The sequence below is a fragment of the Fundidesulfovibrio agrisoli genome, assembly GCF_022808715.1.
Classification (GTDB): Bacteria; Desulfobacterota; Desulfovibrionia; order Desulfovibrionales; family Desulfovibrionaceae; genus Fundidesulfovibrio; species Fundidesulfovibrio agrisoli.
Map to the genome: position 1 here is coordinate 23,363 of NZ_JAKZKX010000026.1, position 12,430 is coordinate 35,792.

Genomic DNA, 12,430 nt, shown 5'->3' on the forward strand with positions numbered 1-12,430 from the left:
CATGTAATAACCGCAGCGGGATTAAAAGCCAAGCAGCACGACAGCTTGCCGCGCGGCCTCGGCGGGCCAGACCGAACGGGCGATCAGGGCCAGCATGGCGCCGCCCAGGCCGATCTTGACTACGAAGCCCAGCACCCTGCCCCACATGGCCCCCTTGGCGGCGTGCCAAGCCTCGGGCGAGGGGCGGCCGTGCATGCGCTCGAAGGCGTAGCAGCCCAGGTAGGCCCCGCCCACCGCGCCCACCAGCGCGCCGAAGCCCAGCAGGAAGGGGGCGCAGAAGATGGCCCCCACGATGGCCCCGATGAAGGAGCCCATGTTGCCCTTGGATGAGCCGCCATACTTCTTGGTGCCGACGTACTGCGCGCCGAACTCCAGGGCTTCGCCGGCCACGGCCATGGCGATCAGCGGGGCGTAGAAGCCCCAACCCAGCGGCAGCGAGGGATGGATGAGGCCCCAGAGCCAGGCCAGGCCCAGCATGATCCAGTTGGCGGGCAAACCAAGGATGTTGAGGCCGAGCACGGCCAGTTGCACGGCAAGGAAGAGGGAGGCGTAGAAGTATTCCATGGTGTTGCGCCCTATCGGTTGATTATCTTGAATTGATGATGCTGGAAGAAATCGAGGAACGTGAAACTGGCTTGCGCGAAAGCGCAGCCCCCACGGCAAGGGCGAGGGCTAGGATTAGAGCATCCAGGGGAGAATCAGCACGGTCCTGCCCTCTTCACTCTCGATCCGAGGGGGGGTGCGCCGGTAGGCGTCGACGACAGCCTGTAGAAGCAACGCCTGTTTTTCGGGGGTCCTTTCCCGGGTCCGGTTGTGGCCGGGCCGGGGCAGTCCTTCCTGCGCAGCCTTGTAGCGTGCCCGGCGTCCAGCGTTTTGCAGTGTCTCGAACTCAAGCATTTTCTTCTCGCAATTTCCTGAACAGGTCCTCAGTTTGTTCTTCGGTAGCCCTGGCCTCAAGATATGTCCAGTCCAGTTGTTGTCCAGCTTCTTTGGCCGCCCTGGCAATGGCCCTCGCCCACAAGAAGCCATCTGCATTTTTCCAATGCTCGGCTTGGTTCAAGCGATCTATAATCAAGTCTTCAAAGGAAATGATGCGGACACGGAGGTCCGGGCTGCCCATGGAAACATCAAAGATACGTTCCCTGTTCTCGAACGGCGCCTCTGGTCCTTCTCCAAGCCATTGGACGTAGATGGAAAGGGATTCGTCGCCATATGTGGAATTTGAAAAACTGGTGAACCCAGCTTCAGACAACAAAGCTTCAACAGCCTTCTTTGGCCCTTTGATGTCGATGTCTTCCGAGGCGTATGCTCCAGCTGTATAGATTTCGACGGCGAACCCACCCACAAGCAATACGGGGCGCTCGCCCCGTTTCTCAAGTTCGCGGTTGAGCAAGGCCAGAAACATGCCGCGGCGCTTGGTATCGTTTTCGATAGATGCGATACCGCGCAGTGTCTCTTTGAAGGAAGTTCCGCCCATTGGTTCCCCAGAAGCGAGGTGCTCGATGAATCTGTCGGGAGAGAGCATACCCATACCCCGTTGCGGGGTCCAGGGGGATGAACCTCCCTGGAGGGTGCGGGCGGCGGCCCCTCGGAGTCTTGGGCCGGGGGTGCGGGGGCGGAGATCCCACCCAGCCAAGCATCCAGACAACCTTGCCGGAACCGATCCTTAACTCGCCCCGCCCTGCCAAGCCTTCTAGTTGTCCTTGGCGCGTTTATCCACCACGCGCACGGCCTTGCCTTCGCTCTTGGGCAGGCTGTTGTGCTCCACCAGGTCCACCTTGGGGGTCACCAGCAGTTCGTCGCGCATCATGTGGGCGATCTTGGTGCGCAGCGCGCCCAGCACGCGCATGTCCTCCACGAAGACATCCTCGCGGACCTCCACCTTGATGCGGATCTGGTCGATGGGGCCTTCGCTCTCCAACTCGATCAGGTAGTTCTGGCCCACTTCGGGCAGGCGCATGAGCACCTGCTCGATCTGCATGGGGTAGATGTTCACGCCCTTGATGATGATGAGGTCGTCGGAGCGGCCGGTGATGCGGTCCAGCCGGATATGCTCGCGCCCGCAGGGGCAGGGCCCGGGCAGGAAGCGGGTCAGGTCGCGGGTGCGGTAGCGCAGGATGGGCATGCCCTCGCGGCAGAGCGTGGTGAGCACCAGCTCGCCCACCTCGCCCTCGGCCACGGGTTCAAGGGTCACCGGGTCGATGACCTCGGCCAGGTAGGCGTCCTCCCAGAGGTGCATGCCGCTCTGCTCCAGGCACTCGAAGGCCACGCCGGGGCCGTTCATCTCCGAGAGGCCGTAGGAGTTGAAGGCCTTGAAGCCGAAGATTTCCTCCAGGCGGCGGCGTGTTTCCTCGGAGTGGGGCTCCGCGCCCACCAGGGCGATGCGCAGTCCAAGGCCCTTGGGGTCCACGCCGTTCTGCTCGCAGAAGTTGGCCAGGTAGAGCGCGTAGGAGGGGATGATGTGCAGGGCCGTGACCTTGAAGTCCTGGATGAGCTTCAGCTGGCGCTGGCTGTTGCCCGCGCCCATGGGCACGGCCAGGCAGCCCAGGCGTTCGGCCCCGTAGTGCATGCCCAGGCCGCCGGTGAACAGGCCGTAGCTGGTGGTGTTCTGGAACACGTCGGCCGGGCGCATGCCCACCATGTGCATGCAGCGCGCCACCAGGGAGCTCCACCAGCTGATGTCCGCCGCGGTGTGGTAGACCACGGTGGGCGTGCCCGTGGTGCCGGAGGAGACGTGCAGGCGCACCATCTGGTCCGTGGGTACGGTGTTGAGGCCGTCGGGGTAGGAGTCGCGCAGGTCCTGTTTGGCGGTGAAGGGGATGCGGCGCACGTCGTCCAGGGTTTTCACGTCCTCGGGGCGCAGCCCGGCATCCTTGAGCTTGCGGGCGTAGAGGGGCGAGCGCGCGGCGCGCTCCACGGTGGTGCGCAGGCGGGAAAGCTGCAGGCGGGAGATATCCTCGCGGGTGAAGGACTCGGCCGGATCGTAGTACATGCGCTCTGCTCCGTGGATGGGCCGCCCCGGCCACGTGCGCGAGCGCCTGTTGGCGGGCGCCACGGCCGGGCGGCAGGTGTCTGGGTGGCTCAGCCGCCGTATTCGGAGGGCGGCGGGATGTCCGTGGGGTTCTCGAAGGAGGTGGATTCCTTGAAGAAGCGCAGCTTGACCACCCCGGTTGGGCCGTTACGCTGCTTGCCGATGATGATCTCGGCCACGTTGTCCTCGGGGGTCAGCTCGTCCTTCTTCTTGTAGGCGGCCTCGCGGTAGAGGAAGATGATCATGTCCGCATCCTGCTCGATGGCGCCGGATTCGCGCAGGTCGCTCATCATGGGGCGCTTGTCGCCGCGCTCCTCCACCTTGCGATTGAGCTGGGAGAGCGCGATCACGGGGACGTGCATCTCCTTGGCGAGAGCCTTCAGGTTGCGCGAAATGTCGGAAATTTCCTGCTCGCGGGAGTCGACGCGGCGCGCGGAGCGCATGAGCTGGAGGTAGTCCACCACCACCAGGCCCAGGCCGTGTTCGGCCTTCAGGCGGCGGCAGCGGGAGCGCACCTCCATGGTGGTCAGCGCGGCGGAGTCGTCAATGAACAGGGGAGCGGGGGAGATGGCGTTGGCCGCGTCGTAGAGCTTGGCCCAGTCGTTGTCGTCCAGCCTGCCCTTGCGCAGCTTGGAGAGGTCCACCTTGCCCCAGGAGCAGAGCGTACGCATCATGATCTGCTCTTTGCTCATTTCCAGGGAGAAGATGGCCGTGGGCGTGTTGTACATGCAGGCCGCGCGCATGGCCAGGTTCATGGCGAAGGCCGTCTTGCCCATGGAGGGGCGTCCGGCCACGATGATGAGGTCGGACGGCTGGAGCCCGGCGGTGTATTCGTCGAAGCTGTAGTAGCCCGTGGGCACGCCGGTGACCACCTCGTGGTTGGCCATTCGGGCTGTGAGCTGCTCGAACACCGAATCCACCAGCGTCTTGCTGGGGCTCATGACGCCGGTTTTCTTGGAGTCCGAGATGGCGAACACGGCCTGCTCGGAGGCGTCCAGCAGAGCCTCGGTCTCCTCCGCGCCCTCGAAAACCTTCTCGATGATGTCCGACGCGGCGGAGATCAGGCGGCGCTTCACCGCCTTGTCCCGCACGATCTGGGCGTGGTACTCGGCGTTGGCCGCGCTCACGGTGGCGCTGGCCAGCTCCGCCAGGTAGATGGGGCCGCCCACGTCGTCGAGCTTGCCCATGCGGGACAGCTCGTCGGCCAAGGTCACCAGGTCCACGGCGACGGACTTGCGATTGAGTTCGAGGCAGGCCTGGTAGATGGCCTTGTGCACCGGGGAGTAGAAGTCGTCTTCCCCGAGGATGTCGATGAGGGCGTGGAGGGTGGCATTCTTGATGAGAATGCCGCCCAGGACGGATTGCTCGGCTTCGGGAGAATGCGGGGGAACCCGGCGAAGGAGATCGCCGGAGACCCGCTCAAGAGTTTGCGGGGCGAGCTGGCCGTCGGCCTCGCCCGCCCCGCGACGGGTCTTACGCTTGGGCTTCGTCTGCGGGCTGTCCACTTTCCGCCGCTTCGGCTTCGGGGGCCAGGAGCTTCTCGCCCTGACGGCAGACGCGAACGCGCACGACGCCGCGCACGTCGGCGTGGAGCTTCACTTCCACTTCGTGCACGCCGAGGGTGCGGATGGCGTCCTCGAGCATGATCTTCTTGCGGTCGACGACGATGCCCTGGGCTTCCAGGTTGTCGGCGATCATGGCGGAGGTGACGGAGCCGTACAGCTTGTCGCCGTCGCCGGTGCGCACCTCGATGGCCACGTCGGCCGCGGCCAGCTTCTCCGCCAGGTCGGCGGCGCCTGCGCGCAGGGAGTCCATCTTGGCCTGGAGCTTCTTGCGCTCCAGTTCGAAGACCTTCAGGTTGGAGGTGGTGGCCAGCATGGCCAGGCCCTGGGGAATGAGGTAGTTGCGGCCGTAACCGGGCTTCACGGTGACGACGTCGCCCAGTTTGCCCAGGTTTTCCATATCGGCGCGCAGGATGAGTTTCATGGCAGACATGTGATATCTCCTACGGCATCTTCTTCAGAAGTTCGGCGCTGTGCGTGGCGGTGTAGTAGATGAGGGCCATCTGGCGCGCACGCTTGATCTGGGTGGTCAACCGGCGCTGGCACTTGGCGCAGGTGCCGGTGATGCGGCGGGCGATGATCTTGCCGCGCTCGGTGATGAAGTCGCGCAGGATGTCGGGGCGCTTGTAGTCCATGGGCAGGTTCTTGTTGGCGCAGAACCGGCAGAACTTCTTCTTGGGGGTGAATTTCTTCTTGAAGGACATGATTTAGGCCTCCACGGGGGCGGCGGGCTCGAACTTGTCGGCCAGCTTGACGGTGACGAACTTGTAGATGCCGTCCGTGATGCGCACGATGCGCTCCAGTTCGGCAACGGCCGCGCCGGGAGCGGCGAACTCCATGCGGACGTACTGGCCGCGCACCTGCTTGCGCACGGGGTAGGCCAGCTCCTTGGTTCCCCAATCGTCAACGGTCAGCATCGTGCCTTCCTGGCGGACGATGAGGCCGCTGAGGCTTTCGATGAGCTCTTTCTTGCTTTCCGCGTTGAGCTCGGGGCTCAAGAGCAGAAGCGTCTCGTACTTACGCATGCGATCCTCCTTTTGGTCTGTGGCCCTCCCCCTTCGGGGAAGAGCAAGGCGAGGGGTTGTCGTTAGGCGGTTTGCCCCGGTGTGTCAAGGGCTTTGGCGAATCCTTCCCGAAGCGAGGCGGCCTGGGCCTCCTGCTCGCTCAGGGCCTGGCCGCGCCGCTCCAGTTCGGCTCGAAGCGGCTCAAGCAGGGCCACAATGTCGGAGAAAATCCTTTCCACGCGGGCGCGCAGCAGGGCGTCCAGCTCATCCTCCAGGCGGCGTCCGCCCTGGCTCAGCTCCTCTCGCAGCCGGCGGATGAGCCTGGGCCGGCTCACGGCCAGCACCCCGCCCGCCAGGAGCACGCCCGCCCCGGCCAGCACCCCGCCGGTGACGTCCACCACGACGCCCTTCACGGAGAGCACGAACAGGCCCCCGGCCAGCACCATGAGCCCGCCCATGGCCGCCTTGGGGTCCATGCGGGCCACGCTCAGGGGGTCCACCCGCCCGGGCTGCCCGCCGGAAGCGAGAAAGGCGTCCAGCCCGGCGGCCACGTCGCGCAGCACGGCCTCGCGCTGCAAATCCAGCCGGGCGGCGTCCGGGGCCGCGCCAGGCCCGGCCAGCTCGCGCAGGTCGCGGGCCATCTGGGAGAGTTCGAGCCCCAGGTTGCGCGTCAGGTTGGAGGCCCCCTCCCGGGCCAGGGCGTCCACCCTGCCCTCCAGCGAGTCGCGGAAGGCGCGGGCCAGCTCCTCCAGCAGGGCGGGCACGCCGGAGCGCCTGCGGAAGAAGCTTCCCAGGCTGCGGCGCACCATGCTGGGGAAGGAAAGCTCCAGCTCCACGGCGGCCAGGTAGTCGGCGCAGGCCAGGTCGTAGCTGCGCAGCACCTGCGAGGCCAGCAGCCCGGCTTCGCGGCTGGCGGCGTCGCGGGCCATGTCGAGGCGCTCCAGCAGGCTGGAGAGGCGGGCCTGGTCCTTGGCGAGGGCCGCGCGCTGCTCCCGGCCCTGGGCGTCCAGGCCGTCCAGCAAGCCCATGGCTCCCCTGGCCAGCGATTCCAGCTTGGCGGCCCCGTGCGCCCCGCCCGTGACCATCTCCCGGATGTGGCGGCGCACGGCCTCGATGCCGGAGAGTTCGGGCTGCACGGCCTCCAGCACGGAGGAGACCACGAACACCGGCGGCTCGCCCAGCCCCTTCTCGCGGGCCAGTTCGGCGATCCTGCGCCGGTTCACGCTCAGTTGCTCCACGCTGGCCAGGTCGGCCTGGGTGAGCACCAGCACCACCTTGCGCCGCCAGCGCCCGGCCACCTGCTCCAGGAAGTCCCAGGCGGAGCGCGTGTAGGGGTTCAGCGCGGAGAAGGTGAAGAGCACCAGGTCACTGCGGGGGATGAAACGCTCGGTGACCTCCTGGTGTCTGTCCACCACGGAGTCAACGCCGGGGGTGTCCACCACGGCCACGTCGCGCAGGATGGGATGGGGCAGCAACAGCCGGGTGAGCAGCGGGCCTTCCTCATGGAATTCCCGCTCCGGGCCGTAGCTGATGATCTGGATGCGGTCCGTGCAGGGGTCGGGGGCCACCTGGGCCGCCTGCTCCCCCAGCAGGGCGTTGATGAAGCTGGACTTGCCCGTCTTCACCTCGCCCACGGCCACGAACAGGAAGGGCTCCCCCGCCGCCGTGAGCAGGGAGCGGGCGTCCTGCGCCACGTCGCCCCGCCCGGCGCGCTCCGCAAGGGAGCACAACCCGCCCAGCAGCGCCGAGAGGGCGGCCCGGCGTTCGGCCAGGGCGCGGTCCACCAGGGTGGGCGCGGCGCTCAATGCGGCATTCCCGCTTCCATGTCCTTCAGGCGCCCGCCGCGATGCTGGGCCCCCTTGCCGTCGGGGTGGGCGGCGGCCCAGCAGTCCCGGTTGCGCGCGATGAGCCCCGGGGCCGAGAGGCGGATGGAGTTGCCCTTGGTGAAGGTGTCGTCATCCCCGGAATAGTATTGAAGGATCAGGGAGATGTCGCCCAGCTCGGGGTCGGTGAGGCTCCACTTCCAGATGCGCAGGCTGCCGAAGGGGTTGCCCCGCCACTGGGCGGGCTCCCCGTAGCGCTGCTTGAGCAGGGTGAGGATCTTTTCGTAAAAGGCCCTGGAGTCGTCGGCGTAGTTCATCTTGACGCGCACGACTCGGCCCGGCTGCTCGCAGTTGCCGTAGGTGACGTAGCCGGAGCGGAATCCCTCGGGCACCTCCACGGCCACGGTGGAGAGGTAACGCACGGCGGCGTCCACCTCGGGGGTTCCGGGCGAAACCCTGGAGCCGAATTCCTTGATGTCCGCCCCGAGGCGCAGCCCCGCGATCTCGCGCGGGGCCTTGGCTTCGGGCCGGTCCGCTGCCTGGCCCTTCATCTGGGCGCAGGCCGGGGGAGCGGCCTGAAGGCCAGCCAGGAGCAGCATGGCGGCCAGGGCCAGCAGCCTGAGAGCCGGAACGGGGGCGCGCATGGTCAGCCCGGGAAGGCGGCCAGGGCCTCGGCCTGGCCGGGGAAGATGGGGAATATCTCGTTGTAGCCCGAGATCTCGAACACCTCGCGCATGTAGTCCTTGATGTCGCAGAGGTGCAGCAGGCCGCCGGACTTCTTCAGGTGCTGGAAGGCCATGAGCAGCACGCGCAAGCCGCTGGAGTTGATGTAGTCCACCCCGCCGAAGTCCATCAGCAGGAGCTGCGCGCCGCCGGTGATGAGTCCCATCACCTTGTCCTCAAGCTCCTTGGAGGTGTTCGAGTCCAGCCGCCCGGCAATGGCGAGGACGGTCACGGGTCCGGCGTTGGTCACGGCGAATTCCATCGGCTAGCTCCTCAGGTGATGTTCTTGCGGATGTGCAGAATGTTTCTGCCCTGCGCGCGCTGGTAGGCCAGATGGTCCATGGTCTTGCGCACGAAATGGATGCCCAGCCCGCCGATGGGGCGCGTCTCGGGCGAAGCCTCGAGGTCCGGCTCGGGGGCCTCCAGGGGATTGAAGGGGATGCCCTCGTCCTCCAGGATGATGTCGAGCCCGCCCGGCGTCATCGCGAGGGAGAGCTGTATGGGGTGGCCGCCCTGGGCCTCGAAGGCGTAGCAGATGATGTTGGTGACCAGTTCGTCCAGGGCCAACTGGATGTGGTAGGCGTCGCGCCCGGTCACCGAACAGGTTTCCAGGAATTCCTCCAGCGCGGCGCTCATGCGGGTGAGTTCCTGAAGGCGGTTGTCGATGTGCAGGGTCATCTGCTGGGCCATGGCCCAAGTGTTTTTCACGATAGGGGGCGGCTGTCAACGCGGCGCGCCTTTTCGGGTTTTCAAGCCCGGTCCGGGATGATAGACGGGGCGGGCCATGACCACCGACAACACCCCCCTGAGCGACCAGGACGCCACCCAGGCCTTCCTGGAGAGCCTGCCGGAGCTTGCCCCCGGCCAAAGCTTCCGGTTCGCCTGCCACCCGCAGGTGCCTTGTTTCAACGCCTGCTGCTCCGACCTGACGCTGATGCTCACGCCCTACGACGTGCTGCGCCTGCGCGCCCAACTGGGCATGACCAGCAAGGAGTTCATCGCCAAGCACGCCCTGGTGGCCCAGGCCCCGGACACGGGCTTCCCCATGATGCGCCTGCGCATGCTGGACGAGGTGCACGGCTCGCCCTGCCCCTTCGTGCGCCGCGAGGGCTGCTCGGTCTACCCGGGGCGCCCCGGGGCCTGCCGCACCTACCCCCTTGGCCGCGCCACCAAGACCGGCCCCCTGGGCGAGGTGCTGGAGCAGTTCTTCATCGTGCGAGAGCCCCACTGCCGGGGCTTCGAGCAGGAGACCGACTGGAACTCGGCCGAATGGCTCAAGGACCAGGACCTCAAGCGCTACAACGACAGCAACGACCGCTACATGCTGCTCATGGCCCAGGCCAGGGACAAGGGCGCCCCGCTGGATCAGCGCCAGGCCAACTTGGTCTTCCTGGCGGCCTACAACACGGACGCTTTCGGCGACTTCCTCACACGCATGGGCGTGCTGGAGCGCCTGGAACTGGACGAGGAGCGCAAGGCCGAGATCCTCTCGGACGAGGCCAAGCGCCTGGAGTTCGGGCTGGACTGGCTGGAGCTGATGCTCTTCGGCTCCGAGCGCGCGTTGAGCAAGAAGAAAGGCTAGCCATGTTCGCCTCCACACGATGCAAGGCCCTCCCCCTGGAGGAACTGCTCGCCCGGCTTACGCCGCTGCGCGCCGCCGGGGGCATCGTGTTCACCAACGGCTGCTTCGACCTGCTGCACGCCGGACACGTTGACCTGCTGGAGCGGGCCAGGGCCCTGGGCCGGGTGCTCGTGGTGGGCCTCAACGCCGACGCCTCGGTGAGCGGGCTCAAAGGCCCCTCCCGCCCGGTGACCGCCTTCGCGGACAGGGCCAGGGTGCTGGCCGGGCTGGCCTGCGTGGACTTCGTCACCGGCTTCGACCGCCCCACCCCGCTGGAGCTCATCGAGGCCGTGCGCCCCGACGTGCTGGTCAAAGGCGGGGACTGGCCCGTGGAGTCCATCGTGGGCAGGGAGTCCGTCCAGGCCCGCGGCGGCCTGGTGATGAGCCTGCCCCTGTTGCCCGGTTATTCAACGACTTCCGTGATCGAACGCATTCTCGCCCTCTCGGGGCATGCGGGCCTTGACGCTTCTCCCCGCCGGGATTAAAATTTGTTCATCATTCACGGGAGAGATTTCATGGCCGCCTTCATTTCCCCTATTGTCAACCGCGCCCTGTGCGCCACCCTCCTGGCGTTGCTGCTGTGCGGCGTCTGTCATGCGCAGGCCGAGCTGGAAATGCAGGTCGTTTCCAAGGACGCCACCCTCGTCGCCGTCGTCGGCGAGGAGGACGGCGAAGGCCTCTGGGTGGTGACCAACGACGGCACCAGCTACTCCGTCTGGACCCCCGAAGACGTGAGCCTCGAAGCCGTTTCCGCCTTCCAGCAGACCTACAAGAACAAGGAAGTCACCCTCGTCGGCGACATCTACAAGGACAAGTTCGGGAACCTCAATCTCTTCGTGAAGTCCCTGCCGAAGTGATCCCCGGACGGGCAGGAGATCGCCACGTCCCCTCACGCTTCACCCTCGCATCCTGACCGCCGGTTTGGCGCTCGCCTCAGGGGCCTCCTGTCGCGGGCGCTTCTTCCTTTGGCCTGCGGCCTGGCCGTCTGCCTGGCCTCCCTGGGCCTGCACCCGGCCGCTGCGGCCCAGCCCATAACGGTGCTCACGTTCGAGCGGCCGCCCTACTACACGCTCGGCTCAAACGGCTATCCCCAGGGCTTCCTGCTCTCCCTGACGGACCGCATCCTGCGCGAGGCGGGCCTGCTCCCCGAATATGTGGACATGCCCTCCCGGCGCATCCTCATGGAGCTGGCCGAGGCCAAGACCCTCACCTGCGCCGTGGGCTGGTACATGACCCCGGAGCGTACCCGCATCGCGGAATACAGCTACCCCATCTACCAGGACGCCCCGCTCATGGCCCTCTTCCGGGAAGGCTACCAAGGCCTGCCGGACGGCCCCGCCACCCTACGCGGGCTGGCCGCCATGCCGGACCTGGTGTTCGGGCTCAACGAGGCCTTTTCCTACGGGCCCGAGGTGGACGCCCTGCTGGAGAAGATGCCCCGCCCGCCCGTGCGGGTGAACGGCACCCAGGTGCAGTTGGTGCGCATGCTCCACGCCAGCCGCTTCGACGTCATGCTCGTGAACCCCGAAGAGATCGACGCGCTTTCGAACGAATCAGGCGTGAACCCTTTCACCCTGCGCATCGTGCCCCTGGCGGACCTGCGCAAGGGCCGCCTGCGCTACCTGTTGTTCAACAAATCCGTGGACCCGGCCGTGCTGCGCAGGGTCAACCGGGCCATCGAGAAACTCGTCAAGCTGGAATGACCCCGTGACATTGCCCCCTGAACTCCTCCCTGCCCTGGAAGCCATTCGCACCCTTTTGGAAAAGGGCCTGCCGCAGGACGAAACCGTGTTGCGCTATGCGGCCTCCACCCACGCCGACGCCAGCTCCGAAACTTTGGCGGCCTTGTTCGCCAACCGAGACGATCCCGAGGCCTCATCCCTGGCGGAGCTGCTGCTCTTCCCCGGCGAGGAGGCGCAACGCCGTCTGGAGACAGCGCTGGAGGCCGCCTGCGCCACGCCCGAGCAGGCGCGGGAGCTTGAGCAGGCCGTGGAGGATGCCGTGGCGCGCACCTGGGCCCTGCTCCCGGGCGGGCAGCGCCTGGAGCTGCCCCTTGAGCCCGGCGAGGCCGCCCTTTTCGTGCGGCGGCTGCGCCCGGAGCACACCGCCCCGCCCCAGGTGCTGGCCGCGGTGGAGCGCCGCTTCAGCGGCGAGGAAGCGCTGGAATTCAAGATCATGCTGCGGCACTGCCGTCTGGCCTGGACGCCCCAGCGCCGCGCCTATGTCTGCGCCGTGCTGGGCGGGCTGGAGGCTTCCGCGCGCGACACCGCCGACGCCCTGGCCTGGGCCCTGCGCCACCTCGCCGACGCCGACTCGCAGGCGTCGTTCGTGGACGGGCTGAGCGCGGCCTACGCCGCGCTGGAGGCCAACCTCAAGCGCGCGAGAGATTTCGGCCGCCTGCTGCGGACTTCAAGTTACGAGGTGATGATGTCGCAGGGCGTGCGCGCTCCGCACCTGCACGAGGAAGGCATCCGGCGGGAGATGGAACTGGTGGACATGATCTGCCAGGCGGTGGCCGGGCGTCCGGCCTGGACCCTGGCGGGCCTGGGGCAGATGGACATGGGCGACATGGACGACCCCGAGGCGCTGATGGAGGCGTTCACGCGGCTGGGGGGCTGAACAGCCCTTGCTTGCAGTTTATAATGCCGTTTGTGTGCCGGGGAAAG

The 12,430-nt window shown here is 66.8% G+C and carries 16 protein-coding genes; 5 read left to right on the forward strand and 11 right to left on the reverse strand.

Features of this window, described 5'->3' with window-relative positions; all coding sequences use genetic code 11:
* Positions 1-21 precede the first annotated feature (21 nt).
* The 11 genes from MLE27_RS15370 to MLE27_RS15420 form a co-directional block, all read right to left on the reverse strand.
* Positions 22-564 carry a DUF456 domain-containing protein gene (locus MLE27_RS15370; RefSeq protein ID WP_243313049.1) on the reverse strand — a complete coding sequence of 181 codons (543 nt, stop codon included), beginning with the start codon at positions 562-564 and terminating at the stop codon, positions 22-24.
* A 325-nt stretch (positions 565-889) separates the two neighbouring features.
* Entirely contained in the window at positions 890-1,525 is a 636-nt protein-coding gene (locus MLE27_RS15375) for a nucleotidyltransferase family protein (protein ID WP_243313050.1), read from the reverse strand.
* 168 nt (positions 1,526-1,693) lie between these two features.
* Positions 1,694-2,992, reverse strand: coding sequence for a phenylacetate--CoA ligase family protein (locus MLE27_RS15380; protein WP_243313052.1), 1,299 nt, complete (start codon positions 2,990-2,992; stop codon positions 1,694-1,696).
* A gap of 89 nt (positions 2,993-3,081) precedes the next feature.
* Complete coding sequence (gene dnaB / locus MLE27_RS15385; RefSeq protein ID WP_243313054.1) at positions 3,082-4,536, reverse strand: replicative DNA helicase; 1,455 nt, start codon at positions 4,534-4,536, stop codon at positions 3,082-3,084.
* Positions 4,505-5,017: a 50S ribosomal protein L9 gene (gene rplI / locus MLE27_RS15390; RefSeq protein ID WP_243313113.1), complete on the reverse strand. Its 513-nt coding sequence runs from the start codon at positions 5,015-5,017 to the stop codon at positions 4,505-4,507. Before rplI ends, dnaB begins: the two co-directional genes overlap by 32 nt.
* Positions 5,018-5,036: 19 nt before the next feature.
* The gene (gene rpsR / locus MLE27_RS15395; protein WP_243313056.1) at positions 5,037-5,297 is read right to left on the reverse strand and encodes a 30S ribosomal protein S18; all 261 of its coding nucleotides are present in this window, start codon (positions 5,295-5,297) and stop codon (positions 5,037-5,039) included.
* Between the two features lie 3 nt (positions 5,298-5,300).
* Positions 5,301-5,618, reverse strand: a complete 318-nt coding sequence (gene rpsF, locus MLE27_RS15400) for a 30S ribosomal protein S6 (RefSeq protein WP_243313059.1) — start codon at positions 5,616-5,618, stop codon at positions 5,301-5,303.
* A 62-nt stretch (positions 5,619-5,680) separates the two neighbouring features.
* Positions 5,681-7,402 carry a dynamin family protein gene (locus tag MLE27_RS15405; protein ID WP_243313061.1) on the reverse strand — a complete coding sequence of 574 codons (1,722 nt, stop codon included), beginning with the start codon at positions 7,400-7,402 and terminating at the stop codon, positions 5,681-5,683.
* Complete coding sequence (locus MLE27_RS15410) at positions 7,399-8,064, reverse strand: hypothetical protein (RefSeq protein ID WP_243313063.1); 666 nt, start codon at positions 8,062-8,064, stop codon at positions 7,399-7,401. Before MLE27_RS15410 ends, MLE27_RS15405 begins: the two co-directional genes overlap by 4 nt.
* 2 nt (positions 8,065-8,066) lie before the next feature.
* The gene (locus tag MLE27_RS15415; RefSeq protein WP_243313065.1) at positions 8,067-8,405 is read right to left on the reverse strand and encodes an STAS domain-containing protein; all 339 of its coding nucleotides are present in this window, start codon (positions 8,403-8,405) and stop codon (positions 8,067-8,069) included.
* A gap of 11 nt (positions 8,406-8,416) precedes the next feature.
* Positions 8,417-8,851, reverse strand: coding sequence for an ATP-binding protein (locus MLE27_RS15420; protein WP_243313067.1), 435 nt, complete (start codon positions 8,849-8,851; stop codon positions 8,417-8,419).
* Between the two features lie 76 nt (positions 8,852-8,927).
* Between MLE27_RS15420 and MLE27_RS15425 the strand changes: the two genes are divergently transcribed.
* The 5 genes from MLE27_RS15425 to MLE27_RS15445 all read left to right on the forward strand — a co-directional run bounded on the left by MLE27_RS15425 (position 8,928) and on the right by MLE27_RS15445 (position 12,383).
* Positions 8,928-9,725, forward strand: a complete 798-nt coding sequence (locus MLE27_RS15425) for a YkgJ family cysteine cluster protein (protein ID WP_243313071.1) — start codon at positions 8,928-8,930, stop codon at positions 9,723-9,725.
* Positions 9,726-9,727: 2 nt separating this feature from the next.
* Positions 9,728-10,249: a D-glycero-beta-D-manno-heptose 1-phosphate adenylyltransferase gene (gene rfaE2, locus MLE27_RS15430; protein ID WP_243313073.1), complete on the forward strand. Its 522-nt coding sequence runs from the start codon at positions 9,728-9,730 to the stop codon at positions 10,247-10,249.
* 30 nt (positions 10,250-10,279) lie between these two features.
* Entirely contained in the window at positions 10,280-10,621 is a 342-nt protein-coding gene (locus MLE27_RS15435; RefSeq protein WP_243313076.1) for a hypothetical protein, read from the forward strand.
* Positions 10,622-10,729: 108 nt separating this feature from the next.
* Positions 10,730-11,467, forward strand: a complete 738-nt coding sequence (locus MLE27_RS15440; RefSeq protein WP_243313079.1) for a substrate-binding periplasmic protein — start codon at positions 10,730-10,732, stop codon at positions 11,465-11,467.
* Positions 11,468-11,552: 85 nt separating this feature from the next.
* Positions 11,553-12,383: a hypothetical protein gene (locus tag MLE27_RS15445; protein WP_243313080.1), complete on the forward strand. Its 831-nt coding sequence runs from the start codon at positions 11,553-11,555 to the stop codon at positions 12,381-12,383.
* The last annotated feature ends 47 nt before the right edge of the window (positions 12,384-12,430 follow it).

Bases quoted from the DNA above. Each gene is read 5' to 3' on its own strand.
- MLE27_RS15370 (WP_243313049.1), bottom strand. From the start codon at position 564: ATGGAATACTTCTACGCCTCCCTCTTCCTTGCCGTGCAACTGGCCGTG.
- MLE27_RS15375 (WP_243313050.1), bottom strand. From the start codon at position 1,525: ATGCTCTCTCCCGACAGATTCATCGAGCACCTCGCTTCTGGGGAACCA.
- MLE27_RS15380 (WP_243313052.1), bottom strand. From the start codon at position 2,992: ATGTACTACGATCCGGCCGAGTCCTTCACCCGCGAGGATATCTCCCGC.
- rplI (WP_243313113.1), bottom strand. From the start codon at position 5,017: ATGAAACTCATCCTGCGCGCCGATATGGAAAACCTGGGCAAACTGGGC.
- rpsR (WP_243313056.1), bottom strand. From the start codon at position 5,297: ATGTCCTTCAAGAAGAAATTCACCCCCAAGAAGAAGTTCTGCCGGTTC.
- rpsF (WP_243313059.1), bottom strand. From the start codon at position 5,618: ATGCGTAAGTACGAGACGCTTCTGCTCTTGAGCCCCGAGCTCAACGCG.
- MLE27_RS15410 (WP_243313063.1), bottom strand. From the start codon at position 8,064: ATGCGCGCCCCCGTTCCGGCTCTCAGGCTGCTGGCCCTGGCCGCCATG.
- MLE27_RS15415 (WP_243313065.1), bottom strand. From the start codon at position 8,405: ATGGAATTCGCCGTGACCAACGCCGGACCCGTGACCGTCCTCGCCATT.
- MLE27_RS15425 (WP_243313071.1), top strand. From the start codon at position 8,928: ATGACCACCGACAACACCCCCCTGAGCGACCAGGACGCCACCCAGGCC.
- rfaE2 (WP_243313073.1), top strand. From the start codon at position 9,728: ATGTTCGCCTCCACACGATGCAAGGCCCTCCCCCTGGAGGAACTGCTC.
- MLE27_RS15435 (WP_243313076.1), top strand. From the start codon at position 10,280: ATGGCCGCCTTCATTTCCCCTATTGTCAACCGCGCCCTGTGCGCCACC.